Raw genomic sequence first — 25,927 nt, forward strand, 5'->3', positions numbered from 1 at the left:
TCCGATCATTCCTTTTCTGGGTCGTCAAACAAGCTTTGCTGGATCAGCGGTTTTTTCTCCTCACCGCGTGGAGCGGCCTGCAGTTCTTCATTGACTTTTGAGGAAGCGTCCTCCTCTTCGCCAGTCAGAACCGCTTCATATGCGACGCTGCGGACTTCTCCTTCGACTGCGGCCCTGCCAATACCGCCTTGTTCCGTGATGCCAACCTGTTCAGCCTGTACCTGTACCCACTCCTGTTTGTCTGTCAAGGCATAGAGGGTCTCTTCGACAGTCACGGCGACCACCATATGGGGATGCGTTTTCCGTTTGCGGATGAGCTGCACCCCTTTTCCGGCCCTTCCCTGCAAGGGGATGCTCTCCAAATAGGTGCGCTTCAGGGTCCCTTCTGCAGTCAAAATGCTGAATACCCGCGGATCTTTCTCTTCGATCGGCAATACCCCGACCACATGATCGCCTGCTGCGAGGGTGATCGCCTTGACACCGCTGGAAGCCCGTCCAGTCGGGCTTACGTCGCTCTTCAAGAAGCGGATGCCCATCCCGTCTTTCGTGACGACGAGGAATGCTCCCTTCTCCTCCGCCGCAAACGCAGCGACATACTCATCCTCTTCGGATTTCAGCTTGGCCGCTACCAGCGCGCCGGAACGATTCGTTTCGTACTCGCTCAAAGCCGTTTTCTTCACGAGACCCGAGCGGCTCATGTGAACGATTTGCAACGGCTGCTTGAAGTTCTCCACGATCGCAAAACCGATTACGCGCTGATGCTTTTCAAGCGGAATGATGTTGACGAGCGCCGTGCCGATGTCTTTCCATTTGTCGTCAGGAATGGCATGCACCAATGTGGCAAAATACTTGCCATCCTGCGTGAAAAACAGCGCTGTATGGGACGTGTTCGTCTCGATGAAGTAACGGACCCGGTCTCCTTCCTTCACTCCACACGTATCGATCGTCCCTCCCATCGACTTGAACGAACGCGGACTTGTCCGCTTGATGTAGCCTTCGTTGGTCAGGGTGACGATGCAATCCTCCGCATTGATCTGCATGGCGATATCCACCTTGATTTCCTCGATCTCGCCCTGTATTTCTGTCAAACGTGGATCTGCGTACTTCTTTTTGATCTCGTTCAGCTCGGACGTAATTACCTGGATCAGCTTTTTCTCGCTCTCCAGGATCGATTTCAGCTCGGCAATCTCCTTGGCAAGCGTCTCCAGCTCTTTTTCCAGCTTGACGATGTCCAGGCGGGTCAAGGAAGCGAGCTGGATGCTTAGAATGGCATCGGCCTGCGGATCGGTAAAGCCGTACTTCTCCATGATGTTTTTCTTGGCATCGGCCCGATCTTCCGAGTCCATGATCGTATCCACGACCTGCCGCAAGATCGATTTCGCCCGAATCAGGCCTTCCACCACGTGCTCGCGCTTGGATTTTCGATCGAGGTCGTACTGGGTACGCCTGGTCACGACTTCCTTCTGGTGATCGATGTAGGCGACGAGCAGCTCTTTTAATCCCATCTGGCGAATCGTGCCTTCGTGAATGACGTTCATGTTGTAGTTGTAATAAATTTGCAAGTCGGTGTTTTTGTAAAGATAGTTCAAGATCGGTGTCTCATCCACATCCTTCTTGATGTCGATGACGATCCGCACCTTTTTCTGCTCCGCCTCCTTGCGGCCGGTCTCGTCCCGGACGGCAAGAGCCCCTTCGATTTTTCGCTCCATGACGAGCTCATCGATCTGGGCAACCAGCTTGGACTTGACCACGTCGTAAGGAATTTCCGAGATGACGATTTTCTTCACCTTGGCTCCCTTTGGCTCCTCGACATGGGTTCTGCCGCGGATGATGAACTGTCCGCGCCCTGTTTCAAAAGCCTTGCGAATGCCGGAGATCCCTTGGACGATTCCCCCTGTCGGGAAATCTGGCCCTTTTACGTAGGTCATCAGCTCATCCAGACTGATGTCCGGCTTTTTCATTTGAGCAATGGCCGCATCAATCACTTCGCCGAGATTATGTGTCGGAATATCCGTGGCAAACCCTACGGCAATCCCCGAAGCTCCGTTCACAAGCAGATTGGGGAAACGGGACGGCAGCACTGCCGGCTGCTCCGCCGAATTGTCGTAGTTCGGGATGAAGGTAACGGTATCTTTCTCGATGTCCCGCAGCATTTCGTTGGCGAGCGCCGAAAGACGGGACTCGGTATAACGCATCGCCGCAGGCGGGTCGGCATCGAGGCTGCCGAAGTTGCCATGCCCCTGAATCAGCACCTGGCGCATTTTCCACCATTGCGCCATGCGGACCATCGTTTCATAAATGGCGGCATCTCCGTGCGGATGGTACGTCCCCATCACGTAACCGACTGTTTTCGCCGATTTCCGGTACGGCTTGTCATGGGTGTTTCCCTCTTGGTACATCGCGTACAAAATACGGCGCTGCACCGGCTTCAAGCCATCGCGCGCATCGGGGATCGCGCGGGACAGGATGACCAGATTGGCATAATCGCCAAAGCGTTTTCCCATGATTTCCGCAAAGCTTTGTTCGATAATTTGATTGGACAGCATGCTTATTCATCCTCCCCCACTTCAAAGGTGACGTGGCTTTCAATCCACTCTCTGCGGGGCGGTACCTTGTCGCCCATCAGTACCGTCACCAGTTTTTCGCAGTGGGCCAGGTCTTCCAGTTGAACCCTGATCAGTTTGCGCGTTTCCGGATTCATCGTCGTTTCCCACAGCTGATCCGGATTCATCTCGCCCAAACCTTTGTAGCGCTGCACTTCAGCACCGCGGCCAAGCTTTTTGAGGGCTTGTTCCAGTTCGTAATCACTCCAGCAATATATCGATTCCGCCTTTCCCCGCCCCTCTTTTTTCACCTGATACAAAGGCGGCTGGGCGATATAGAGATGCCCGGCTGCAATCAGAGGCTGCATATAGCGGAAAAAGAAAGTGAGCAGCAAGGTCTGAATATGCGATCCATCGACGTCTGCGTCAGACATGATGATGATTTTGTTGAACGCGCAATTCTCGATCGAAAAGTCTTCGCCGATATCCGTTTCCAGCACTTCCAGCACTGTGCGGAATTCCTCGTTGGATAGGACATCGGAAAGCTTGGCTTTCTCTGTATTGAGCGGTTTTCCCCTCAATCCGAAGATCGCCTGAAATTCGGAGCTCCGTGCTTGCTTGGCCGAGCCTCCGGCAGAATCCCCCTCCACGAGGAACAATTCATTGCGCTTCGGGTCTTTATATTGCGGTGGAGCAAACTTCTCCGAAATGGACTTGCGTTTCTTTGTATTTTTGCTCTTTTTGTCTCCGCGCAAAGCCTCCCGCTGTTTTCGCAGCTCTTCCCTGATTTCTGCCGAACGAATGGCCTTGTCTACGAGCAGCTTTCCGACTTCCGGGTTTTCTTCCAGGAAAAAGCCCAGCTTTTCCGAGACGATCTGCTCCACGATTGTCCGCGCTTCTTCGTTCCCGAGTTTGTCTTTGGTCTGGGATTCAAACTGGACGTCAGCCATCTGCAAAGACAGAACCCCGAGGAAGCCTTCCCGCAGGTCGTTCCCTGTCAGGTTGGCGTCCTTTTCCTTCAGGTAGCCTTTTTTTCGGGCAAACTCGTTAAATACCCGGGTCGTCCCGTTGCGGAAGCCTGTCACATGCGTACCGCCATCCGTGGTCGGAATCGAGTTTACGTACGAGACGAGGGTCTCTGTGTAGCCGTCGTTGTATTGAAATGCAAGCTCCACGTAGACGTTATCCTTTTCCCCTTCGAAGTAAACGACCGGATGGAGGGTATGCTTGCCTTCGTTTAAATATTCGACATAGGACTTGAGGCCATCCTCGAAGTAAAATTCCTCCTGCTTTTTCTCCGGACCCCGCTCATCGATCAGTACCATCCGCAGTTTCTTCAGCAAAAAGGCAGTCTCGCGGAACCTGTCGCGAATCAATTCATAGTCAAAGCGAGCGTTTCCAAAGACCGCCTCGTCCGGCAAAAAGCGAACCGTCGTACCCGTACGTCTTGTTTTTCCGGTAATAACGAGATCCGTTACCGGCTTGCCCACATGTTCATTTCCTGCCTCGTCCACGACATAGGCAAATTTTTGCTTGTGCACCGAGCCCTCGCGGTGAATCTCTACTTCCAGCCATTTCGACAGCGCCACAACCACACTGGAGCCTACGCCATGCAGCCCGCCGCTCTTTTTGTAGCCTCCGCCGCCAAATTTTCCGCCGGCGTGCAGGGTCGTGAAAATGACCTCGGGCGCAGGACGTCCAGTCTTGTGCATGCCGGTCGGAATTCCCCGGCCGTGGTCTTCCACGCTGACACTTCCGTCTTTATGTAAAGTTACAATGATCTTATCGTTAAATCCGGCTAACGCCTCATCCTTAGCATTGTCAACGATCTCCCACAAAAGATGGTGAAGACCGCGACTGCCCGTAGAACCTATGTACATCCCCGGCCGCTTGCGGACGGCTATCAATCCTTCTAGAACCTGAATGTCTTCTTCGGTATATCGGAGTGCATCTGTTTCCTTCAAGCGCTTTCTCCCCTCTACTTCTTTCACTGCAGTTCCGCCAAGGTCGCTGGCGAAGTCTCGTTATAAAAGCGAACACTTAATCGCTATTGTACCGTATGGAAACCATTGTATTCAATGTTTAGCCGCCATTTCGGACGGAAAAAGACTTGCGAATGCGTATATGCCGATCAAAAAAAATGTATCGAATCCCCAGTGCGGCGCGCTTTTGCCGACAATGCTGCCAGCAAACTCTCACCATTCAAAACGGTAACTGCTGACGAGTCATCGCGAATAGAGTGGTTCCGCGGGTGCTTGCGATCCATTTGGCGCAACAGAAAGCCATCTCACGCTGCGCGAGATGGCTGGTGACATGTTTTTTTGCAAAAGCCTACACAAGATTCTCCTGCCTGTCGGAAACGATTTCCTCCATATCGACGAAGTACCGGCCTGAACCGGTAAATTGCCCCAACGAGATTCTGCGGCAAACATCTGCGCCCACTGCGGCTCCCAGAGAAACAGACGAGGCAAGCTGGGGCCAGGTCATAATGCTCTTCCCCACCTCCTGCAAAGACGCCTTGAGCCGTTCAGACATCGTTTCATAACCGACGATTTTCAAAACGGCGGGAATCTTCTCCTGGTCGGACAACCCCTGCAGCCGGCTGTAATCCAAACCTTCCGCCAATCCGTGAAGGATGGGGCGGTCCGGCTCCAGATCAAAGCGTTCGACGTCCAATAATCCGCGGTCGCTCGTATCCATGACGACTGGTATTCCATGCAGCCGCGCTTTCTCCCTGGCGAGAATTTTAATATTGAGGCTGTCGCACTCATCTACGAGAATATCCAATTTGCCGCCATCCCATAAGAAGCGTTCGATATTTTCTTCTGTAATACCTTCCGGATAGCAAACTACCCGCAGATATGGGTCAATTTCCGCAATTTCCCTCGCCGTAATCACCCACTTGGGCAGCCCGAGCTGGAAGACACCGGCCCGGATGCGGTTTAAATTGGAAAGCTCCAATGTATCAAAATCGGCGATCCGGATTTCACCGCAGCTTCTTTCCATCGCCAAAGTCAGGGCGATCGATTGACCGACAGACAGCCCGATAACGCCGATGCTTTTTTCAGAGAGCCGCTTTTGCTCCTCCGCCGTTATTTTGTTGCGGTTCCGATTGGTCCGCACAAAAATGAAATCCTCTTCGTCCAGCAAGTGAACCAGCTTATTCCTCCACGGATAATACACCCATACCCCATGAAAAGAGATGGGTGTGGAGCCGAGGTACTCGTCCACCGCGGCAGACAGCTCCTCGGGCGAAAAGCGTATCCCTGCATGTTTCGCCTTGATCATCTCCTGCAATTGGGGACGCAGACGATCAATGACTTCCGGACGTTCCGTCTCCATCAGCTCGCTTACACGATGCTGGTCTTCGATTCGTGACAAGCGAAAAAACTCCGGACGCCAAACGAATCCCGTTTCCTCTTGCTTCGTTCCCGGGTGCCAATCATGGAATGAATGCATGCATAATCCCCCGCTTTCAGACGACTTGTCCTGATTACAAAATGATCGTGTATCCATTCAGCTCTTTTTTAAAGGGCTCCACTTGCGGCGAAACAGTGTACAGAGCGGGCTGCTCTTCCACGGGAGCACCCGGCTTCCAGTACTTTGAAAATGTATTTCGCATCTCGTCATACTCTTTGGCCTCACTTGGCAACGCGAATGGAACCGGAATCAGACCGAATCCAGATTCCGCCATATACTTCTTTACATGGGGCGGGAGAATAATAAACATCGTCCCCCATTCGGCCCTTTGGGCGAAGTCCACCATCGTGGAGAGAAGCATGCGAAAAATATATCGTTTGTGCAGTTGAAGGATTTTGAACATAGTCGCATTCGGATCCTTGGGAAACATATCCAGGATGGGATGGAAGGAAAAGCGGACAAATTCTACCGCCTTCTCCCTCCTCTCTACCCCTTCAAATAAGTCGTAGCAATCAAGCTCTGATCCCACGACTGCCCGGGCCGTGGCCAAAACAACAGAGTCATTTCCCAAATCCTGTTGGACAGTAAAAACTTGCGACTTGTCATCTACTTCGTAACCGATCGGAACATATTGCGTAGGATCGCTCAGATACCGGTAGTTGTAACTGAAGCTGATAATATCCTGCACCTGTGACCACGCCGACGCATCTGCCTGTGTCGGACTTGCCCAGTAATACAGGCGGCTGTTCAGGACATCGTCCGGCCTCTCCATCAATGGTTTTGACAGTGAGTGGTAGAGCTGATTCAGCTGGACGGAAGCGAACGAATCGGGATGCTGAAATCGTTTTAGGGGAAACACGGAGTAAGGACTGGTACGTAGAGGCACATGCTTGGCGGTTACAGAGAATGAATGTGGCGTTGGCATTGTGACAACTTCCTCCTGTCATCTTCCCTGCCAGACGACGGGTTCGGAAGGCGTGATGGGGTAGCTCGCGTCTGTCGCATGGGAATAATTACCTGATTACATGGTTCTACAGAAATTTCCGTTTTCCTCCAAATCTATCTATGATTTTCCAAACGATGTTTTTCATCGTTATGGGCAAGCTACGAATGAGCGAAAACCGCAGGCAAAAAGGGGGAACTTCCTTGATCAGCGCAACGAAACCTTTCGTGAAATTTCACCGTTATGACCAGGAGCTGGCCTCCGATATACAGGCTCTGAATGCTTCCGGCTATCACAAGGACGATATCTGGGTACTCAAATGGAATCCGGACAAAAATCACTCCAATCAGCGTGACAATTACTACAAGTACAGTACTCATTTTGAGAGCGCAGTTGGAAATATTGACAGCAAGGCTCACTTTTTCGACAATGGCGGGGAAGAATTGCGGACACGTCTCGAAAAGCTGGGTTTGACAAAGGATGAGGCTTCCGCGCTAGTCCGGGAATTGCAAGAGACCGATTACACCTGCCTGCTGGTCGTTCGCGATCTGAAGGACAACATCATCAAAATGAACGATTAGCAACAAAAAGACCGCTGCTCGTATATGCAGCGGTCTTTTTGTACATTTCTTTCTTATTCGTTCTCGATCAATTCGATGCCTTCAAGCACTTCGTTCAGCTTATTGTAAACGGCATCTTCCTCGTTTTCTTCCAGCGGTACCATTTCGCCACCGTCTATTTGAAATACGAAAATGTCAACTTCCTCTTCCAAATCCTCGTCGCTATCCTCGTCTTCGACAGCTTCTGTAAGGGCTACGTACTCTTTCCCGTTCAATTCGAACATTGCGATGACTTCGAAATCGCCCAAAGGCTCTCCGTTTTCGTCGTCAAGCGTGATGACGTCACCCAGTTCCAGGTCTTTTTCCTCAGCGGTCAATGTGTTCACGTCCTTATTGATGAAATTGGCTACTTCCTTCCCATCATACCGGTTTTTTCCTCAGGAAGCAAATAAGCTTAGACAACAGGCAGCCTCACCTCAAACGTGCTTCCTTCCCGTTCCTTGCTCTTGACCGTGATTTTTCCGCCCAGGCTGTTGATAATTTTATAGCTGACCATCAGACCCAGCCCCGTTCCTTTTTCCTTCGTCGTAAAAAAGGGCTCGCCAAGCTTTGGCAATCGATCCTCCGGTATGCCACAGCCGTGATCGCGGAAACGGACCACTACAACATTGTCCTCGCGCTCCACCTCTACATGCACCTCTCCACCGTCAGGCATCGCCTCGATCGCGTTTTTCAACAGATTGAGAAATACTTGCTTCAACTGATTTTCTTCGCAGCGAACCGGGGGCAGGTCTGCATCATATTTCGTGACAATTTGTACATCGTGCATAATCGCGTGCGTTTCCGCGAGCAGGATGATCTGCTCCAGCATGGGACGGATGTCATGGAGATTAAAGACAACGTTGTGAGGTTTGGCCAAGACGAGAAACTCGCTCACGATATGCTCAATCCGGTTTAGCTCAGAGAGCATGATGTCGTAGTATTTCGGTTTGTCTTCATAGCGGGATTGCAATAGGTGGAGGAAGCCTTTCAACGAGGTAAGCGGATTGCGAATCTCATGAGCGACACCGGCAGCGAGTTGCCCGATAATGGAGAGCATCTCCGACTTTCGCAGCATTTCCTCGGCCTGTTTTCTTTCGGTTACATCAAGCAAAATGCCGATCACTGCCGGAAGCCCTTTGTACACCGTCGTTTTTTGCAGCACTTCCAGCTCGACTGTGCTCCCATCCTTTCGCAATCCGCGAAAAGGATAGCGCATCGAGTGACTGGTATCCTTGTGGCTGTTTGTTGTTTCATCGGCTGTTTCCACGGGGAGGATGACTTCGTCCATTCCCAGCTTCATCAGCTCTTCCTGAGTATACCCAAACATATCCGCCATATGCGGATTTACGTAGACAAAGCCGGGTTCGTTCACATAGGCGATGTATACGCCAACCAGCGTGTCTTCTACAAGACTGCGGTACAGTTCTTCCGTTTCTTTCAATTCTCGTTCCATTTGTTTTCGTTCGGTAATCTCTGTAAGCGAACCGACTACTTCCACAACGTCGCCAGAATCCGTAATCGGCGCCAATGTCGTTGTAAATATCCGATCGCCGATCGAGGCTTCGTATTCGACAATTTGACCTGCATAAGCACGTTCATACAAAGGGAGTATTTTTTCCTCGTTACAGGTCAGCAAGATCTCTTGCAGCTTTTTTTGGCCGATTGATTCAGTCGTCAGCCCAAAATCCCTGGCCAGCTTACCTTCTGACAACGTAAAAATAAAAGACCCATCTTCGCCGCGTTTGTACTTGAAAATCAGATTATGTACATTTTGTATGGTCCGGCGCAGTTCATCCCGATACAGATCGATCGCCTGCTTTCCATCCCTCTCTTGCGCTTGCAACCGGAAAGCACTCCTTTATAACAATGTTCAGATGGGTCATGTATTCGCCATTTTTTCCTGTATCCTCTTTTTTTCCGAAAAAGAAAGGCAGCCTACTCAAAGCAGGCTGCCCTATCGCTATTCTTTCACTTCTTGAATGACTCCTTTTTCCATCAAAAACGCTTCTTCTGCTTGAAGGATCATAATGATCGCATCCCGCTGCACGTACTTCCCGGCCTCGGCCAGGCGGCGTTCCACGAAGCGGAGCATTTCTTCAAAATCGATAATCTGAATGTCCTGATCACTCACCGCGTATTCCCCCTTTTTCTATGAACCTATTGTACATGAATGTTCTACTTCTTCCAACTCCACCATTTTCGCCGGATCGGCCTCAAGAGATATGCGCTCCATAAGACAAGCAAAATGCTCAGTACCAAATAGAAGCACGAAAAAAACAGCCAAGGGGTGAAATCGAAGCGAATAGTAGGCAGTACTGTCTCGCCCAGTATGGCGAACAGCACGATCACCGGATTGATCCCGGCAAGGTATTGAAGCTCCGGCCTGCCCCACACTTCCTGCTGGAGCGACCGATCAGGGGTCAGTTGAATCAGAATCTCTCCGAGAAAGAGGAAGAGCAGACCAGTTACCACGACAAAAAAGAATGCAATGCCGTACGCGATGATCGTGCTGACTGCCGTCCGCTTGATCCAGGTGGAACAAAAAAGCCCGAGCGATCCGAGGAACATGATGTTCACACCGAAGAACAGAGCCAGTGTCAGGAGCTGTTCCGGGGATACGCTGCCGTACAGCATGACGATACTGTACAGAGGCATGGATGCAATCACGAGCAAGGATGTGAAGGCAAGCGAAGTAAACAGCTTGCTCCAAATAATCGTCCTCGGCGACAGTTGAGTGGTCAGCAGGATGTTCAGTGTCTGCCGCTCTCTCTCGCCGCTTACCGCGCCCGCCGTCAAGGCCGGCGCCACGAAGCAGATCATGGCGTAGTGAAGGGCTGCCGAGATGACGAACAGGTCTTTGTTTTGCCCGAGGCTTCCGGCTTTGATCGGATTGACGATCAAAAAGCCAAGCGGAATCCCTCCCATGATCAACAAAAACAGTGCCAATGTCCAAACTGTTTTTTTGGAGCGAAAACGTTCACGCAGCTCTTTGACGATGATCGGATTTAATGATGACGACTTCATCTTCCCGCCACTCCTTCCGTGATGGCGAGGAAGACAGCCTCCAGATTCTCACTGGACTCACCGAAGTACGACACGGCTACCTCTGCCTCGATCAGTTTTTGCAGCAGCTCCGCTTTCTGATGGTCGCTTCCGATGAAACGAAACCGAAAACCGTCCATGTTTTCCTCCAAATCTTCCACAAACATGTTTTCGGCCAAGATAAGCGCTGCCCGATGGTGATTTCTGAGTGTTTTCACCATCATCAGTGTCACTCCGCGCGCCCGAATGCTCACTTCATCCAATCCGCCGCAAGCGATTAATCGGCCTTTTTCGATAATTCCGATGTCATCACAAAGCTCAGCCAGCTCTGGCAGAATGTGCGAGCTGATCAGGATCGTTTTCCCCATACAGCGTAGCTGCTTTAAAATTTCCCTGAGCTCGATTCGCGCCCGGGGGTCCAGACCGGATGCCGGCTCATCCAGAATCAGCACCTGCGGGTCATGGATCAGGCATCGAGCCAGACTGAGCCGCTGCTGCATTCCGCGGGACAGGGAGTCAACATAGGCTTCCGCTTTGTCCGACAGATTCACCAGCTCCAGCAGGTCTGCGATCAGCGAGCTTCTTTTATGCGGAGCTATTTTGAAGGCACCTGCGTAAAAATCAAGGTACTCGACAGCTGTCAAATTGTCATACACGCCAAAAAAGTCGGGCATGTAGCCGAGTGACTGGCGGACCTCAGCCGGTTCCTTCCGCACATCGTAACCGCAGACGAACGCCTCGCCTTCGGTTGGCTCCAGCAATGTCGAAAGGATCATCATCGTCGTGGATTTCCCCGCCCCATTTGGGCCAATAAACCCGAATACCTTTCCTTGCTCGATCCGTAGCTGGAGATCGATGAGTGCTTGCACCTTGCCATAGCTCTTGCTTAGGTGAATGGTCTCAATCATTTTGCTTGCGCTCCTTTCCCTCCACCTGGAAATACGGCATCGGCAATGCCAGGCGTTGCTCTCCCGGATTTGAGAAGCGGATCAGAATCGATCCATCGGGGGTAAGGTACTCACGAAGCTCCTTCTCAAGCATCAGCCGTTTATCCCTTGGCAGCGGCATCCATTTGCCGCTCTTTTGATGGAAGACCTCTTTTTCGAAGGGACGAAACATGCTGTGGTCGAGAGGCACGGTCAATTGAACCGCTGTCTGCAGGGCCTCGCCCAATTGCAGGGCAAAGGTTGCACTGCCTTTGGACAGCTCCCAGAGACCATCACTGTTGGAATCGAAATCGCCTTTTACTTCGTGGATATCGACACGCAGCATCCCGAATGGATATGTGATGTAGCCATTTGCATCCGGTTCGAGCTGAACATTTTGCGCGATGACATTCCAGTGATGGTCCCGATGGGGAAGCTTCAGCGTGAAAGGAGAAAGCGGCTCCTGATTGATACCCTTGATTCGGATCGTGTTGCCACTGCCATATGCCAGGACATCATCCTGCATGCGGCGAACGCGTTGTTCCGGCGTCTCTTCACCCTCGGAAAATGTTTGACGAGGAATGTACAGAGACTCCAGCTTTACATCGATATTCTTTCCCTCCCCCTTTTTCAGGCTTCCTATCGGGATGCGCTGAAACCCAACCTCCAGATAGGTTTGTTCAAGCGAAAACACGGTATCGTTTTTGATGCTGCCCGTGATGCGGTCTCCTGTTACCCGGAGATGGGTCTCGATTTGTCCTGTATCGCGCAGCATGCTGAATCCTACCGTTTGCCGGGGGGTCAGATACGGGACATTCTGAAACGTCAGAATGCTGTCACCACTGTTTTTCCCTTCCGCGACCATCCCTTCCGGCTCGTAATCATTTCGTCCGACAGACAGCGGTACCGCCACGGTTCCCGGTTTGGTATCGACGTCAAAATTCCCGCCGCTTACGACCAGGAAAGAAGAAGCGGTCATCGCCTCCGCCGCCTCTTTATCCAGCAAACGAACCTTTGTCACGGCATAGCTGACGTCTTCCGATACGACCATAGGCTTGCCCAGATAAAATATCCCTGTACTGAGCAAGACAGCCGCCCCTGGAATGATGGCCCAGGCCCATTGTCGTTTCTCTTTGCGTTTCAAGAGCCAATACAAAACGGGAGCGACGATGAGTACATACAGCACCCATAATCCGGCCATCATGACCGGGTCAGGCGTTCTTACCTGCGGAATCTGTCTGCTCAGTTCCAAAGACGGACGCCCAAGCTGGTCAAAGTACATATTATTTGACAAGGTGTTCTGAATGCCGTGTTGTTGAAAGACGTTTTGCCAGAGCTGTGCGTTGTATTGCCAAGATGCCAACGGTTCTTGCGAAACATCGTAATTGACAAACAGAAATAACCCTTCGCCCATTTTCCGAGAGACGAATAAAGGCTGACGCTCATCGTAAACAGGGATGTCAAGAGAAGGTATGATTTTTTCCGAAAGGTATGGACGGAGACCTTCCGTTGCTGATATTTTTCCATGCTCGTGTGATTTCAAGGAAAGGAGGTCCGAGAATCTCTCCGATACCCTCGGTTGATCCGGTCCTGCCGAAAAAATGAGAACCCCGCCTTGCTTGACCCAGAGTTTGATCGCCTCTACTTGCTTGTCTCCAAGGGCCGAAACGTCATTTCCACCTAGCGCCAAAATATCCAGGTTGTTATATTGCCACGGCACCTCAGGCATCAGCTCGGGTGACAAATTGTGGACGATATAAGGCGCCCTGACACCGGGACCAGGTTGGTTCATTGCCAAAAAGTGAAAGGCGCTGTCGCCGGAGTGCAACACGCCTATGATGATACCGTCTCTGGGGTAGGGCAATCGTACTTTTTCACTTTTCACCGTCCTGCCATTCTCGACCAGGTGCAGCTTCCAGTCGTTCATCATCATTTCGGCCGGGAGATCGAAAAAAATCTGTTTCTTCTCTCCCTCTTGCAAGGTCAAGGGCTGTTTCAGTATGACCTTGCGGCTTTGCTGCCTGTAAGGATCTTTTCGCAATTCTACCGTCCCGGAAAAAGGCTTGTCTCTGCTTGTTACCGCTACCTCCAGCCTCATCCAGGAATCGTATTTGACAATGCCATCAAGAGGGACATTAACGGTTATCTCGTAGTTCCCTTCTGCAGCTGCGGGTGCAGCTGCTGCCCCCAGACAAAGCACTATCAAAGCGAGCAGCCATTTCCATTTCATGCCTCTATCCTCCGCTCGTCATCGTGACGCAATTGAAATTATGGTCTTCGTCTCACCCTTTTGCTTTTGAGTCAAAAGCAGGTGGTTGCGGTCGCTGGACCACTGAGCCTTGACCAATGCGCCATCCCCTAATCTTCGAATGGGAACAATCCGTATCTCAGGCGGGTCTTGACTCATCTGGGCTTGCTTCATTTTTCCATCCGGTGTGGTAAATGTAAGGCTGTCGTCATTATTCCATGATGGCCATACGCCTGCCTCCAGCTTTGTGACCGCCCCCGACCGTACTTCCATAACGTGGACGGTGTCCTGTTTTACAAAAGCCAATAACCTTCCGTCAGGCGACCACTCCGGCTGCGTTCCCTCGACCAGCTTCCAGTCTTGCATGGCTACGGTGCTGCTGACCCAAATCTCCTCGGTTCCATCGCTCGTCTGCCGCGTATAGGCGATGCTTTCATCGTATTGCGACCAGCTTGGAGCTCCGAGTACAACGCCTTTTTCTTCTTTCAGGAGCCGTTTGCTCGAAGGACGATTCTCATCTGCCAAGCTGACAATCCACAAACGCGAAAACTCTTCTGCCTGTTCCACAACAGCCAGTTGTTTTCCGCGATTTGACCAGGCTACTGCCGTATACTCACCGCCGCCATCGGAAAGGACAAGGGTCCCTTGTGACTGCGAATGATCCGGCTCTCTTGACTTGACAACCCTCTTGTCTTCCACGTAGGCAACAACGGTACCATCCGCATTCAGGTCAACCAGCGGCTCCGTCCCATCGGTGGCGAGCGTCATCACCGAGTAGTGACGCACCGACGGAGTATTGTCTCCCCACATACCGAAGCATACAGCAAGAAGCAGCAACAGAAGGCCGCCGCTTGTCACCAGCAGCAGACGGCGGGCTTTGCCGCTTTTCTGGCTCGTCTGCGCTCGTTTCCGTTCCTGCTCTAGCTCTTGTATCCGTTGAAGCAATTGCTTTTTCAACTTTTCTTTGAGCATATAGTTAACCGGTACTGCCCGTCTAAGTTCCTGAAGGTGGGAGAGAAGCTGTGCAATGGTACCTTCGTCATAACCGTCGTTGGGGAAGCGCTCTTGGTCTCTCATTGGTTGTCTCCCCTTTCGTACATCCTCTGGAGCTGATGCAAAGCCCGATAGGAGATCATTTTTACGCTTGATTCCGTTTTCCCCAACACTTCTGCCACTTGGCTGATTTTCAAGTCGGCAAAATAGCGCAGCGTCAGCACATCCCGCTGGTCCTGCGTCAATAATTCCAGACGGTCCCGAAGCATGCGAATATCTTCATTCAACAGTGTCAACCGCTCCGGCTGCCACGTCTCATCTGCTTCCGCTCCCACAAACATTTCCTGATCCACCGGCACTTCCCTGTTTTTTCGCATAAAATCGACATACGTGTTGTGGGCAATCCGAAAAATCCAGGATGCAAAGGGACTGGTTCTGCTGTATTGTTCAAATTTTTCTAGCGCTTTTAAAAAGACCGTCGTGGTCAAGTCATCCGCGTCCCAAGAATTCCGGACTCGGCAGCGAAGATAGCGGTTTACCCGGTCAAAGTACTCATCGTACAGTTCGCTAAAATCGCGCGCTTCAAAATATTGATTTGATGACTCGGTGGACGGCCCTTCCGATCGCTTAATCGCCATCTCCATACTGTTCGTCACCCGCTGCAAGACGAATCTTGGGTACAAAATTGGGTACAAAAAATCGACATTGCAGGAGCTTCCCCCCTTTTGGACTACATCAAAGTACTACGTTTCAAATGGGTAAAATGTTACAGGATTTGGCGAAAAAAATTGTTAAAAAAGGTAAGGTGTTGGAAAATCATGTCAACAATGCCCGATTAAGCTCTTCCATGATATCTTCTGCCGCCTCAATCCCTACCGACAAACGGACCAGCCCCATGGTGATTCCGCTTGCGGAACGCTGCTCCTCTGACAAGGCCCGATGCGAGGTCGTTACTGGATGAGAGACACTTGTCTCCACGCCAGCCAGCGAAGGAGCGAGCTTGATCCAACGCAAGGAACGATAAAAATCGTACACCCGGCTCTCATCGGCAAGCGTAAATGAAACCATCGCCCCCTGCTTTGGACGGACGAAGAAGGCGGTGTGTTCCGCGTCCGGGTAAAACGTCTCTTTTACAGCCGGATGGTCCTTGAGAAATTGAGCGACCCTGCTGGCATTGTCACATTGTTTTTCCATGCGAAGCGCCAATGTTTTGAGTCCCCGCGCGGTCAGCCAGGCTTCAAACGGACTGAGAGACGCCCCGTAGTTGACTATCACTTGTCGGGCACGCTCAATCAGTTCTTTCGACCCGACCAGAACACCAGCCGTTACATCGCTGTGACCCCCAATGTATTTGGTTGCCGAGTGCACTACCAGATCAGCTCCGAAGAGCGTTGGCTGCACCAGATAGGGGGTCGCGAACGTATTGTCGACCATGACCGTCAGACCGTAGCTTTTTGCTTGCTGAATCCAATAGGGCATATCGACAACCGTCAGCAAAGGATTCGTGATCGTTTCCATGAAAAACAGCTTGGTGTTGGAACGGATATGCTTGTCGAGCGAATCAAGACGATTCAGATCAATGCCCTCCGCAGATATTCCGAGTTTGGCCAATTCGTGAAACAGCAGATGATAAGTGCCTCCGTAAATCTCATGAGAGGCAAGCACATGGTCCCCCGGTCCCAGGACAGAAAGCAGACCAGCCATAATCGCTCCCATTCCAGAAGCAGCACTGACTCCCGCTTCTGCCTCCTCCAGGCGGGCCACAGTATCCGCCAGCTCATGCTGGTTCGGGTTTCCATTTCGTGTATACAAGAACTCCCCTTCTCCGGCATAATATCGCTCAACATCCTCCAGACTCGAGAAAGCGAAAACAGACGTCTGGTAGATGGGAGTAGCTTTCCCTTTTACCTGTCTCAGCGGTTCGTGTCCAATATGTACGGTTTTGGTTTCAAAGCGGTCTGCCACGCTAACCCCTCCAATGTCACATTTCCTAACATTATATCATGTGCCTACCTCTGTCGATCAAGTGACGATCCTTCAACGTTGCGCAGGTTTAGTCCTGCGAGCGAATGGGTATATAGTCCCTGTACACCAAGAAGCAAGGAGAGAACAATACATGGCTAAGATTTTAGTGGTTGACGACGCAGCGTTTATGAGGAAGCAACTGACTGATATTTTGCAAAAGGGCGGGCACGAGGTCATCGGACAAGCCGAGAATGGTCAGGAAGCCATTGAAAAATATAACCAATTGAGACCGGATTTGGTGACGATGGATATTACCATGCCGGTAATGGAAGGCATTGACGCTGTAAAGGGAATCAAGCAGATTGATCCGGGAGCAAAAGTGATCATGTGCTCCGCGATGGGTCAGCAGCACATGGTCGTCGCTGCGATTCAGGCAGGGGCAAAAGACTTTGTCGTAAAACCATTTCATCCTGACAGGGTTCATGAAGCGATAAAAAAAGTGATCGGCTAGCATGCTCTATCCTCTCTTGCACGAGAGGATTTTTTTCTTTCTTCATAAGTTTCCTCAACTTTTCCATATCCCTGCCGCATTTTGACGAGATGGTGAAGTGTATGATAATGTGTGTTGTGAATCAAGGATATTACGAAAGGATGGATGACTAGATGAAGAAATCCTTACTGGCTATCTTCACGATTGTGCTCTCAATCGGACTCTTGATCGGCTGTAGTTCCAATAACGAGTCTACCTCTCCGGAAAATACAAATAATCAACCGACTCAAGAACAGCCGAAAGAAAAGGACAAGACCCCGGCTCAGCCGGCGCCTCCGGGAAAATATAAGGAATACCCAGCCATGTCGATCGACACGAACAAGAAGTATACTGCAAAAGTATCGACCTCTTTGGGAGATTTTACGGTGGAGTTGTTTGCCAAAGACGCTCCCAAAACAGTCAACAACTTTGTTTTCCTGGCGAAGGACAAGTTCTACGACAACCTGACCTTCCACCGCGTGATCAAAGACTTCATGATCCAGACCGGCGACCCGAAAGGCGATGGAACCGGCGGCCCTGGGTACAACTTTGAGGATGAACTCAACAACGGCCACAAATATGAAGAAGGCATCGTCGCGATGGCCAATGTCGGCCCCAACACAAACGGCAGCCAATTCTTCATCGGATCAGGGAAGGATGTCGAGGGACTGAACAACTCGCCTAACTACACCATCTTTGGCAAGGTCGTAAGCGGCATGGATGTAGTCCACAAAATCGCCGCCGTCAAAGTAAAAGCAAACCCGCTCATCAACGAGCAAAGCGTACCGGAGCAACCCGTTACCATCAAAACCATTACGATCGAAGAAAAATAATGCATCGAAGCCGTCGGTTAAAACCGGCGGCTTTTCTTTTGAAACTTTTACCAATCCCGAGCGTCTATTTCTTTTGAGGTGTACATGGATGAAGAAAAAGACAATCTTTGCAGCCAGTGCCATCTGGCTTGTCATGTGGGTTCTGAGTATCGCTTGGTACGAGCACAAAACCCTCAGTGAACTGTATATACTGCGCCACTACGAGCGCCTGCCCCTCTTCAATGAAGGATATGTATGGAATCTATCCTTCGTCAAAAATACGAATGACCCCCGAGAGGTGCGAAGCATTGTTGTACCCGGTTTTCCTTCGGCGATCCGCGCCTCCGGCGGTGACGGCAATTATCATCTAGACAATTATGTGAGCTATCGCGGAGTTCAATTTATCATTCCAAACGAATCCGACATTCCTAAGAAAATAACAGAGCTGGAGGTCACTTTTTCGGATGGCTCCTCGCAGATGGTCGACATCGGTGAGCTTTATCTGGATGAAGAGCGGGAAGGAGAGCCTTCAACAGTATTAAGCGGTTATCACAGCAGAGGCTCGGAAAATGAGGGCAGCGCCACTTCCCGATTTGCAAAAGATGCACTGCTTACAAATGTAACCTTCCTGCCCGCCGCCGTATCCGCAAAAGATTTGGAAGTTTCGATCAATGACTCCCTGTGGGAAAAGGGCAAGACACTCTCTTTCTCGAAAGGGGAGCCGCTCAAGGTTTCTTATCGCGTAGTATCTGAGGACGGTGTGAGCTTCGCCGGAACGATACATCTGCACTTCCGAACTTCTGATGGCACTGAATTCGTAGAGGAAGTGCCATTCCGCGCCAGAAGCGATCGCGATCAACTACTCCAAGCCATCCGGAAAGGAAGATAACCCGTCGTGTATCGAAAAGCGTATTTGCAAATATGGTGGGGCTTGCTTTTTCTCTTGATATCCTTCCGTGTGCAAGGGATTGATCTGTTGCCTGACTTCATCGGTTACGTGCTGCTCTTTCTCGGATTCCGAGCCTTGGTCTCGCTACATCTCCGCTTCCGTACGGCCATGTTTATGACGGTCCTGTCCGTCATTTATCGGGTAGCCTTGACAGTCATTCTCCCCGGGAGCGAAGAGGGAAAACCGATACTTTCTTATCCCTTGACACCTTTTCTCGAAAGCATTCAAACCATATTTCATTTCCTGATAATCTACACCATGTACCAGGCGATCTGTTCCGTCGCCAAAATGCAAGGCTCCCTCGACTTTGCCCAGAAGCTCGAAGGGGCTCAAAAAATACTGTTATATGCGTTTCTGGCAGTGGCGTTTACCTCGCCGCTCCTCCCCCATTCGGTCGACGGAATAGTTGCGCTTCTCTTTATCCCGCAGCTGATTTTTATCTTCTGCTGTTTGTATTCCCTCATCTTGGTCCGGCTTGCAGCACGCCAATCAGCAATTAGTAAATAGTTCTATGGAACCAATCTCCTATTGAACCACTTCCAATCCACAGGTAAACTGGCACATGACCTGATTCGCTTCCGCGACACACGAGCAAAAAGCGAAAAGGAGTGGTTTTGATCGTGATGACACGAGAAGCGCGAATGCGCTTTTTCTTCTTTCTAAACAGCTTTGTTTTATTGTTGCTTTGTTTGTTTGTCACCCCGACGAACGCAACTGCCCCCCAGATTATCAAGTGGGGACCCTCTCTGCCGTTGAAGGGTGACATGCAGCCAGCGAAAGCCGAGGTGGCGGACAAGCAATCTTCACGGAATGGTTCAAAACCTCGCATTGCAAAAGAAGAACGCACATCCGTTCGAGCGAGTCGAGACGATCAGCGGATCGCTATTCGAAACGGAAAAGCAAGAATCTCGAAACGAGATATGGAACTGTTAGCCCGGTTGGTTTACGCGGAAGGCCGGGGAGAACCGTATGAGGGACAAGTGGCCATCGCCGCGGTCGTGTTGAATCGGGTAGAGTCTCCTCAATTCCCAAACACGGTTCGAGAGGTCATTTTTGCCCGCAATGCATTCTCGCCCGTACAAAACGGCCGTTTATCACAAAAAACGAATGAGACGGCGAGAAAGGCTGTGAGCGATGCGGTCAACGGACGGGATCCTTCTGGGGGAGCTCTTTACTTTTTCAATCCAAAAACGGCAACGTCGGATTGGATCTGGTCCAGAACGCCAACGCTCCGTATCAAGAATCATGTGTTTGCCCGATAAGGCCGGACATCAGATTTGTGAATTAAATTTAATATTACTTTATTTTTATTTTATCAACAGTTAACCTTTTTCTGTTACATTTCTATACGTAAGCACTTTTTCAACGCATTGAGAAAAGTTCACGATTTCTCACAGTACGCATGATTAGGTCTCTTGATTATCTAGTTATGCCTACTGTGAAAATGCCGGATGAAGATCGTTGCTTTGGGTGAGAGCAAAGCAGCTTCTTTTGGGCCAATCGACATTTTTCTCAATCGCCCCCAAAACTTGGCATTCCCCTTGGGAGTGCTGTTTTTTTTTGCAAAAAAAGAGGGTTCTGTCTAGAACCCGTAAACGGACATCCCTCCATCAACTGCAATTGTCTGGCCGGATATGTATGCAGCAGCATCGGAAGCAAGGAAAATCGCCGGCCCGACCAAATCCTCTGCATTTCCGATCCGTCCGCTCGGAGTACGGCTCAGCACTTCCTGCAGAAATGCTGGATCATCCAGGAGCTTTTCTGTAAGCGGAGTCCGAAAATACCAGGGAGCGATCGCATTTATGTTGACGCCGTACTTGCTCCATTCCAAGGCAAGAACCCTTGTCATATGAATTACCCCGGATTTGCTCGCACCGTAGGCTACTCCCGTCCGCAAGGCGACCAGCCCCGCTACCGAGGCAATATTGACAATGCGTCCGTACCTCTGCTCACACATGATTCTGCCTGCGGCCTGGCACATGCGAAATGTGCTTTTCAGATTAAGATCAACGACCTTGTCCCAGTCCTCCGTTGATACGTCTAGCGCTTGTTTGCGGATGTTCATGCCGGCGTTGTTGATCAAGATGTCCCAGCGACCCCATTTTTCCATCACCGAAGCAGCTACTATCTCCGGAGCCGCGTCCTCTGTCAGGTCTGCCTGGATCGCAAAAGCTGTACCACCCATCTGTTGGATCTCCCGTACCACTTCGCGGATATCCGTCTCTGTGCGAGCTACGCAAGCCACCTTCGCCCCTGCTTCGGCCAATCCCAGCGCCAACGCTTTGCCAATGCCTCTGCCTGCTCCGGTTACGACCGCCGTTTTTCCTGTTACATCAAATCGGTTCAAGTTCCTCATCCTCCTCTTCGTGCTGAATTTTGCTGACTTTATCCTCTATACCTGGTCTTTCTATCCTATAAGTGCTTTGCCGACCTCGTTTAGCATTCGCCGTACATAGTCAATTCCCCTGTTTCCTGTTACAATGGAAGGCATGGAAAGGAGGTCGTCGGCGTGCGATTGTTAAGTCAAATGACCTTGGCTGAGCTGCAGGAAGAGATGGAGCGTCTGCGCCTCTTGATCGAAGAAAATAAGCAACTCGGCGACTCGTCGCAATTGGCCATCTATCGCCAAAAGTTTTTTATGGCCAAATCGTATTACATCGGGACCGATGAATTTCGGATCGGCGGAACCTATCGCGTCCATGAGCACGATCAACCATTTACGATTGAGTATTTCAATGGCGTGTTTGCCTGGGGGAAATTTCCCGATTCACCCGAGGCTGTCGGTTTCCCTGTCGGAATGCTGGAGTTGTGGGTATAGCTGGTGTATGTATGAAAGCCGGTCTTGGCAGATACAAGACCGGCTTTTCTCATGAAAAGATTGCCACGACTCCGCTTTACTCGGGTATAATAGGGGCAAAAAGAAAGAGAGTATTTGTAAACATGGACATTATTAATCTGATGCTGCTAGCCCTGCTTGCCATGGGCATTCTCGGAAATAACTCCGCTGTCTCCATCGCCGTCGCTGTATTGCTTCTGGTCAGGCTGCTCCATGTTGAGAAGGCCTTTCCCTTCCTGGAACAGTATGGCTTACAGATCGGCATCATCGTGTTGACCATCGGCGTCTTGGCGCCACTGGCAAGCGGAAAGATCAGCCCGCAGACCATCCTCTCTATTTTCACCCACTGGCAGTCGATTGTCGCCGTTTTTGTCGGGATATTCGTTGCCTATTTGGGAGGCAGAGGAGTCACCCTGATGACAGCAAATCCATTGGTCGTGACCGGCATTCTGCTAGGTACGATCATTGGCGTGACGTTTTTTCGCGGTGTACCGGTCGGTCCACTTATCGCGGCGGGTATGCTCGCCTTCATTTTGCAATTCTTCCCCAAGTAATCTTACTCCCATCTTCCTTTGACACGCAGCCCATAGGCGACAATTTGCTCAGGGGTTACCAGTCGGAACCCCTGCTGCTCCCGATAATCGACAACGAGCGAATCACTCCCGATGTAATCCACTGTCTCTGCGTCCAACAGGAAGGTTACACCTGCTTCTTCGGTTATCTGGTCACTTGGGGCGGGGTCATCCCAAAACAAGCCATATTCGACGGTCATCCCGCAGCCTCCCACCAATTCTCCATTGATCCGTACTGCTTGCCCCCTCTCTGCGGCCATAGGACGCAGAATCGCGATTGCTGTCTGTGTTGCTGTTATCTTCATCTGTGCTCACCACTCCCGGGTTCGGCTTTGTTGTTGATGCATCATCTCTTCCATAATAGCATACAATGGTTGAAAGGCTTTTTGGAGGAGACGATCGTTTATGAACATCTACGAGCAAGACGGCATGTTTATCGCAGAAATGGAATACCAATCAGAGCGTATCATTAAGTTTGGGAAAACATGGGAAGAGGCCAAAGAAAATCTATTGGTGCGTCTTCTCGTACTGGAAATGATAGGATAAAAAGCGGGTCACCACGGCGGCCTGCTTTTTTACTGGAACGGTGGATGAAACACAACCGACAGACTGATATCAGAAAGGCAGATCTGGATGAAACCAATTCTTACAGAAGAGCGCGGGCTGGTGGCAGAGATCAGGCGCGCAACGAATGAAGCCAATCGGAACAACCTCACTCGCACCAAGGCGTACCTTGATTTTTTTCAGAAGCATCCTGAGGTGCATTGGGCATTGCTAGCCCATCTTGTCTCTCGCAATGGCGGGTGGAATATGACCGATCTGAAAGGAGAGTGGCTCCCCCGTCTCATGGACGCAAGTGAGGTGGAGCGGACGTTTTGGTTTCTCGAACGCTGCAACTGGCTTATTTTCCACGATGCCTACGCCCAGCTGCTGCTTTACGAAAAAATGAAAGACGCGAATGAAGACTTGACTCTTTTCCTGCCGGATCTGGGTGTTTCACGCTTTATGCAGCCGATTTGGCAAGACTTTCTACACAAACGCGACAGCCAGCTTTTGACCCGTGCGCTGATCGTCAATGAACAGCAGTACATTGAGCAAAGAGTAGTGGACAAGCCCTTTGCGCAGAAGCACATTTTCTTTAGCCCGGCTTTCTTTGCCCAGTCAGTCCTCTCTTTGAATCAGGTACTCTTTCCTTACAAGGAGCACCCGACCGATCGCAGACTCCGCATTTGCGGCATGACCGTTCAACGCTTTCCTTCCCTGGAGCAGCGCATCGCTACGGGCAAAGCCTTGTACCAACTGCTCTTTGACAATCCTGTCCGCCTGGCAAAAATATACGAATGGGCGCAGCGGATTCCCCATTCCGGTTCGCGTGCCGACTACTGGCCCCATCTCTTTTCGCCGCGGCCGCATGCAGTGGATGCGCATGTCGCATACACCCCGCGAATGGAAGGCACGGAGCTTCGTCCCGGCACTCACAAGCTGTACAGTCCGACACTGACTGCCGCTTGGCCTGATCAGGAGCATCCGCCTGCAGACGGGGTAGACTGGTATCGCGACGACAAATGGCATGCGGAGTTGGATGAGCGGTCTGATCTGCCTACCATTGACGAGGAGAAATACATCCGTTCCCTGCATATGATTGAGTGGGGCGTCAGATTTGTCACTGCTTTTAGCCCATAGAAAAGGCGGGAGGCTGTGTTTGATGCAAGCGGCTGTACGTTTACAGAAGCAATACATACTGGACTGTCAATTGCCGTCTGGCACCTTTCTACTGGGGCCTGATCGAAAACAGGTCAACCCTTACTTCACGAATCTCGCCTTGATCCCCCTGATCAGACTGGGTGAATGTAAAAACGTGCAGAGCCATGCAGATTGGTATTTGCGGAACAGGAATGAACACGGCTATGTAAATGACTTCCTCGTTCGCGGCGAACGCCTGGAAGACACGGGCACGGCAGACAGCGAGGACAGCTACCACGCCACATGGTTCAGTCTGGTGGCAGAATTGATGCGGTACGAAGGCGACAGGGAATGGTTGAGAGATCGTGAGCAGGAATGCTTGGAACTCCTGGAGGGAATCGCCCGTTTGCAACAGAAGGACGGTTTGACGTGGGCGAAGAGCTCTTATCGGGTAAAATACTTGATGGATAACTGCGAGGTCGCAAAGGGGCTGGAGGATGCCGCATTTCTGTTCTCCCTGCTCGAAAACCATGCAGCCTGCAGAGAAGCAAAGCTCCGGGCAGAGGCCTGCCGGCAGGGAATCCTCCGGATGTACAGTCCGCTGCGAAAATCGTTTGCGGTCTTCAACCGCAGCTTCCCCAATTGGCGCAAATGGTACCCGGATGCCACTTCACAGGCGTTTCCCATTATGTACGGCATTGCTCCGCCAGAGATCGCGCATTCGCTGTATCAGCGTATCACAAGCTCCTTTCCACAGTTCGAACGGTTCCAGACGGACGATCCTTACCCGTGGATGGCGATGGGTGTCTGCGCGTTGCGGATGGGCGATTACGCGCGGGTAACCCGCATGCTCGATACCGCCCAAGCCTTGTACATCGAAGGGCCTCGCCGTCCCTACTGGCTCATCCATGAAGCTGGCCGCTTCATGGAGCTTGCGCTGGAGACGGGAGATGTCCGCTTCTAGGCGAGAGAATAGCCACGAGGAGGCCGAGGCTCCAAACGGCCTTAGCTCTTGGCTCCGGGTCCGGCCCCTTTCTTCTTTTCATGCGTGACGACAACGATCGGAATAAGCTCCCCAGCTTCCCAGACGAACGGAAGCGGCGAGATCGGCATCGAGCTCTTGGATGCAAAGTCATAGGTGAGTCTGGACAGCAGTTCAGCCCCCGAGTCGCCATGCAAATCACCGAAGATCAGTACATCCGGGTGGGGAATGGCGACACCCAGAACATCTCCTGTCCGAGACGCTTCCATCTCTTCGATGAGCGAGGGCAGCAGTATTCTGCTTGCCGCATACCCGTCCGCAGCCGCAATAAAGGTGATTGTGTTTGGCCCTACTTTTTGCTGCTTTTTCGGGATCGGCAGTTGTTGCAGATTGCTGATGGCATGCCGATGCAGCTCTTCCGCTGTCCAACCGGCACTGACGAGCATTTCCTGTTCGATCAGGCGATAGCCTTTTGCATCGTCCAAAGCGTACAGGATCGACGTTTGTTCCGTATGCGTGCGATGGACCCAGCGCTCCGGGTTTTTCTTCACAAACGAGGAATGCCTCAGGACGGGATATATATGGCTTTCCGCACCTTTCAAGGTCATCGGCTTCAAATGTCCCTGAACAATGGCGAGCACACGCCTGGCGAACGCCTGCGTCAGTTCGGCAGCTTCCTGCGGAGTCTTTTCAGCTCGGACAAAAAGCGGCGTTAACGGCAGCCCAGCGATCAATTGCTTGCCTGATTCAGTTTCCACGATACGGATTTCTCCATCCCCTCCCACACAGGAAAGACCTGCCGGAAGCTGTCTGTTCAACAATTCCACCGTCTTTTGCATGAGAGATTGTCGATTGGTGTTTTCCATGACCTATCCACCCGTT

The 25,927-nt window shown here is 51.2% G+C and carries 27 protein-coding genes; 11 read left to right on the plus strand and 16 right to left on the minus strand.

What is annotated here, in order from left to right:
* Window positions 1-5: 5 nt before the first annotated feature.
* The 4 genes from parC to EDM54_RS13350 form a co-directional block, all read right to left on the minus strand.
* A complete protein-coding gene (gene parC / locus EDM54_RS13335) occupies window positions 6-2,546 on the minus strand; it encodes a DNA topoisomerase IV subunit A (protein WP_122958327.1) in 2,541 nt (846 codons plus the stop codon).
* 2 nt (window positions 2,547-2,548) lie between these two features.
* Window positions 2,549-4,507, minus strand: a complete 1,959-nt coding sequence (locus EDM54_RS13340; protein ID WP_024984158.1) for a DNA gyrase/topoisomerase IV subunit B — start codon at window positions 4,505-4,507, stop codon at window positions 2,549-2,551.
* 367 nt (window positions 4,508-4,874) lie between these two features.
* Entirely contained in the window at window positions 4,875-6,002 is a 1,128-nt protein-coding gene (locus EDM54_RS13345; protein WP_039070989.1) for an Rv1355c family protein, read from the minus strand.
* A gap of 34 nt (window positions 6,003-6,036) precedes the next feature.
* On the minus strand, window positions 6,037-6,888 hold the full coding sequence (locus EDM54_RS13350) for a hypothetical protein (RefSeq protein ID WP_003385673.1): 852 nt from the start codon (window positions 6,886-6,888) through the stop codon (window positions 6,037-6,039).
* Between the two features lie 221 nt (window positions 6,889-7,109).
* Here EDM54_RS13350 and EDM54_RS13355 point away from each other — a divergent pair, with 221 nt between their 5' ends.
* Complete coding sequence (locus EDM54_RS13355) at window positions 7,110-7,487, plus strand: YflT domain-containing protein (RefSeq protein ID WP_003385674.1); 378 nt, start codon at window positions 7,110-7,112, stop codon at window positions 7,485-7,487.
* 53 nt (window positions 7,488-7,540) lie between these two features.
* Here the strand turns inward: EDM54_RS13355 and EDM54_RS13360 are convergent, their stop codons facing one another.
* The 9 genes from EDM54_RS13360 to EDM54_RS13395 all read right to left on the minus strand — a co-directional run bounded on the left by EDM54_RS13360 (window position 7,541) and on the right by EDM54_RS13395 (window position 16,682).
* On the minus strand, window positions 7,541-7,843 hold the full coding sequence (locus EDM54_RS13360; RefSeq protein ID WP_003385675.1) for a DUF1292 domain-containing protein: 303 nt from the start codon (window positions 7,841-7,843) through the stop codon (window positions 7,541-7,543).
* 77 nt (window positions 7,844-7,920) lie between these two features.
* Window positions 7,921-9,351, minus strand: a complete 1,431-nt coding sequence (locus EDM54_RS13365) for an ATP-binding protein (protein WP_031932869.1) — start codon at window positions 9,349-9,351, stop codon at window positions 7,921-7,923.
* Between the two features lie 117 nt (window positions 9,352-9,468).
* Window positions 9,469-9,639 carry a hypothetical protein gene (locus EDM54_RS26475; RefSeq protein ID WP_003385677.1) on the minus strand — a complete coding sequence of 57 codons (171 nt, stop codon included), beginning with the start codon at window positions 9,637-9,639 and terminating at the stop codon, window positions 9,469-9,471.
* 44 nt (window positions 9,640-9,683) lie between these two features.
* Complete coding sequence (locus EDM54_RS13370; protein ID WP_035979656.1) at window positions 9,684-10,532, minus strand: ABC transporter permease; 849 nt, start codon at window positions 10,530-10,532, stop codon at window positions 9,684-9,686.
* Window positions 10,529-11,458: an ABC transporter ATP-binding protein gene (locus EDM54_RS13375; RefSeq protein WP_003385681.1), complete on the minus strand. Its 930-nt coding sequence runs from the start codon at window positions 11,456-11,458 to the stop codon at window positions 10,529-10,531. Before EDM54_RS13375 ends, EDM54_RS13370 begins: the two co-directional genes overlap by 4 nt.
* Window positions 11,451-13,706, minus strand: a complete 2,256-nt coding sequence (locus tag EDM54_RS13380) for a DUF8725 domain-containing protein (protein WP_003385682.1) — start codon at window positions 13,704-13,706, stop codon at window positions 11,451-11,453. Before EDM54_RS13380 ends, EDM54_RS13375 begins: the two co-directional genes overlap by 8 nt.
* Window positions 13,707-13,724: 18 nt before the next feature.
* Window positions 13,725-14,801 (minus strand): PD40 domain-containing protein, encoded by a 1,077-nt coding sequence (locus EDM54_RS13385; protein ID WP_122958328.1) that lies wholly within the window; start codon window positions 14,799-14,801, stop codon window positions 13,725-13,727.
* Window positions 14,798-15,361 (minus strand): RNA polymerase sigma factor, encoded by a 564-nt coding sequence (locus EDM54_RS13390; RefSeq protein WP_003385684.1) that lies wholly within the window; start codon window positions 15,359-15,361, stop codon window positions 14,798-14,800. Before EDM54_RS13390 ends, EDM54_RS13385 begins: the two co-directional genes overlap by 4 nt.
* A gap of 172 nt (window positions 15,362-15,533) precedes the next feature.
* A complete protein-coding gene (locus EDM54_RS13395; protein WP_003385685.1) occupies window positions 15,534-16,682 on the minus strand; it encodes a trans-sulfuration enzyme family protein in 1,149 nt (382 codons plus the stop codon).
* A gap of 151 nt (window positions 16,683-16,833) precedes the next feature.
* On the opposite strand from EDM54_RS13395, the gene EDM54_RS13400 reads away from it, so the two are divergent.
* The 5 genes from EDM54_RS13400 (at window position 16,834) to EDM54_RS13420 (ending at window position 20,234) form a co-directional block, all read left to right on the plus strand.
* On the plus strand, window positions 16,834-17,193 hold the full coding sequence (locus tag EDM54_RS13400) for a response regulator (protein WP_122958329.1): 360 nt from the start codon (window positions 16,834-16,836) through the stop codon (window positions 17,191-17,193).
* A gap of 152 nt (window positions 17,194-17,345) precedes the next feature.
* A complete protein-coding gene (locus EDM54_RS13405) occupies window positions 17,346-18,044 on the plus strand; it encodes a peptidylprolyl isomerase (RefSeq protein ID WP_003385687.1) in 699 nt (232 codons plus the stop codon).
* An 88-nt stretch (window positions 18,045-18,132) separates the two neighbouring features.
* The gene (locus EDM54_RS13410; protein ID WP_003385688.1) at window positions 18,133-18,912 is read left to right on the plus strand and encodes a hypothetical protein; all 780 of its coding nucleotides are present in this window, start codon (window positions 18,133-18,135) and stop codon (window positions 18,910-18,912) included.
* A 6-nt stretch (window positions 18,913-18,918) separates the two neighbouring features.
* On the plus strand, window positions 18,919-19,479 hold the full coding sequence (locus EDM54_RS13415) for a hypothetical protein (RefSeq protein ID WP_003385689.1): 561 nt from the start codon (window positions 18,919-18,921) through the stop codon (window positions 19,477-19,479).
* Between the two features lie 113 nt (window positions 19,480-19,592).
* Entirely contained in the window at window positions 19,593-20,234 is a 642-nt protein-coding gene (locus tag EDM54_RS13420) for a cell wall hydrolase (RefSeq protein WP_003385690.1), read from the plus strand.
* A 320-nt stretch (window positions 20,235-20,554) separates the two neighbouring features.
* On the opposite strand, the gene EDM54_RS13425 is transcribed toward EDM54_RS13420, so the two are convergent.
* Window positions 20,555-21,319: an SDR family NAD(P)-dependent oxidoreductase gene (locus tag EDM54_RS13425; protein WP_122958330.1), complete on the minus strand. Its 765-nt coding sequence runs from the start codon at window positions 21,317-21,319 to the stop codon at window positions 20,555-20,557.
* A gap of 162 nt (window positions 21,320-21,481) precedes the next feature.
* On the opposite strand from EDM54_RS13425, the gene EDM54_RS13430 reads away from it, so the two are divergent.
* Together EDM54_RS13430 and EDM54_RS13435 are read left to right on the plus strand one after the other, a co-directional pair.
* Entirely contained in the window at window positions 21,482-21,790 is a 309-nt protein-coding gene (locus EDM54_RS13430) for a YfhH family protein (protein WP_024984089.1), read from the plus strand.
* A 122-nt stretch (window positions 21,791-21,912) separates the two neighbouring features.
* Complete coding sequence (locus EDM54_RS13435) at window positions 21,913-22,362, plus strand: DUF441 domain-containing protein (protein ID WP_024984090.1); 450 nt, start codon at window positions 21,913-21,915, stop codon at window positions 22,360-22,362.
* 2 nt (window positions 22,363-22,364) lie between these two features.
* Here the strand turns inward: EDM54_RS13435 and EDM54_RS13440 are convergent, their stop codons facing one another.
* Window positions 22,365-22,685, minus strand: coding sequence for an iron-sulfur cluster biosynthesis family protein (locus EDM54_RS13440; RefSeq protein WP_003385694.1), 321 nt, complete (start codon window positions 22,683-22,685; stop codon window positions 22,365-22,367).
* A 100-nt stretch (window positions 22,686-22,785) separates the two neighbouring features.
* On the opposite strand from EDM54_RS13440, the gene EDM54_RS26480 reads away from it, so the two are divergent.
* From EDM54_RS26480 to EDM54_RS13450, 3 genes are all read left to right on the plus strand, one after another.
* Window positions 22,786-22,926, plus strand: a complete 141-nt coding sequence (locus EDM54_RS26480; RefSeq protein WP_170208365.1) for a hypothetical protein — start codon at window positions 22,786-22,788, stop codon at window positions 22,924-22,926.
* A gap of 87 nt (window positions 22,927-23,013) precedes the next feature.
* Window positions 23,014-24,063 carry a DUF2515 family protein gene (locus EDM54_RS13445; protein ID WP_122958331.1) on the plus strand — a complete coding sequence of 350 codons (1,050 nt, stop codon included), beginning with the start codon at window positions 23,014-23,016 and terminating at the stop codon, window positions 24,061-24,063.
* A gap of 22 nt (window positions 24,064-24,085) precedes the next feature.
* Window positions 24,086-25,027 carry a hypothetical protein gene (locus tag EDM54_RS13450; protein WP_003385699.1) on the plus strand — a complete coding sequence of 314 codons (942 nt, stop codon included), beginning with the start codon at window positions 24,086-24,088 and terminating at the stop codon, window positions 25,025-25,027.
* A gap of 41 nt (window positions 25,028-25,068) precedes the next feature.
* On the opposite strand, the gene EDM54_RS13455 is transcribed toward EDM54_RS13450, so the two are convergent.
* The gene (locus tag EDM54_RS13455) at window positions 25,069-25,911 is read right to left on the minus strand and encodes a DUF1444 family protein (protein WP_228006815.1); all 843 of its coding nucleotides are present in this window, start codon (window positions 25,909-25,911) and stop codon (window positions 25,069-25,071) included.
* Window positions 25,912-25,927 lie beyond the last annotated feature (16 nt).

The sequence above is a fragment of the Brevibacillus borstelensis genome, assembly GCF_003710865.1.
Taxonomy (GTDB): domain Bacteria; phylum Bacillota; class Bacilli; order Brevibacillales; family Brevibacillaceae; genus Brevibacillus; species Brevibacillus borstelensis.

Bases quoted from the DNA above. Each gene is read 5' to 3' on its own strand.
- parC (WP_122958327.1), bottom strand. From the start codon at position 2,546: ATGCTGTCCAATCAAATTATCGAACAAAGCTTTGCGGAAATCATGGGA.
- EDM54_RS13345 (WP_039070989.1), bottom strand. From the start codon at position 6,002: ATGCATTCATTCCATGATTGGCACCCGGGAACGAAGCAAGAGGAAACG.
- EDM54_RS13350 (WP_003385673.1), bottom strand. From the start codon at position 6,888: ATGCCAACGCCACATTCATTCTCTGTAACCGCCAAGCATGTGCCTCTA.
- EDM54_RS13370 (WP_035979656.1), bottom strand. From the start codon at position 10,532: ATGAAGTCGTCATCATTAAATCCGATCATCGTCAAAGAGCTGCGTGAA.
- EDM54_RS13375 (WP_003385681.1), bottom strand. From the start codon at position 11,458: ATGATTGAGACCATTCACCTAAGCAAGAGCTATGGCAAGGTGCAAGCA.
- EDM54_RS13380 (WP_003385682.1), bottom strand. From the start codon at position 13,706: ATGAAATGGAAATGGCTGCTCGCTTTGATAGTGCTTTGTCTGGGGGCA.
- EDM54_RS13385 (WP_122958328.1), bottom strand. From the start codon at position 14,801: ATGAGAGACCAAGAGCGCTTCCCCAACGACGGTTATGACGAAGGTACC.
- EDM54_RS13390 (WP_003385684.1), bottom strand. From the start codon at position 15,361: ATGGAGATGGCGATTAAGCGATCGGAAGGGCCGTCCACCGAGTCATCA.
- EDM54_RS13400 (WP_122958329.1), top strand. From the start codon at position 16,834: ATGGCTAAGATTTTAGTGGTTGACGACGCAGCGTTTATGAGGAAGCAA.
- EDM54_RS13405 (WP_003385687.1), top strand. From the start codon at position 17,346: ATGAAGAAATCCTTACTGGCTATCTTCACGATTGTGCTCTCAATCGGA.
- EDM54_RS13410 (WP_003385688.1), top strand. From the start codon at position 18,133: ATGAAGAAAAAGACAATCTTTGCAGCCAGTGCCATCTGGCTTGTCATG.
- EDM54_RS13435 (WP_024984090.1), top strand. From the start codon at position 21,913: ATGGACATTATTAATCTGATGCTGCTAGCCCTGCTTGCCATGGGCATT.
- EDM54_RS13440 (WP_003385694.1), bottom strand. From the start codon at position 22,685: ATGAAGATAACAGCAACACAGACAGCAATCGCGATTCTGCGTCCTATG.
- EDM54_RS26480 (WP_170208365.1), top strand. From the start codon at position 22,786: ATGAACATCTACGAGCAAGACGGCATGTTTATCGCAGAAATGGAATAC.
- EDM54_RS13445 (WP_122958331.1), top strand. From the start codon at position 23,014: ATGAAACCAATTCTTACAGAAGAGCGCGGGCTGGTGGCAGAGATCAGG.
- EDM54_RS13450 (WP_003385699.1), top strand. From the start codon at position 24,086: ATGCAAGCGGCTGTACGTTTACAGAAGCAATACATACTGGACTGTCAA.
- EDM54_RS13455 (WP_228006815.1), bottom strand. From the start codon at position 25,911: ATGGAAAACACCAATCGACAATCTCTCATGCAAAAGACGGTGGAATTG.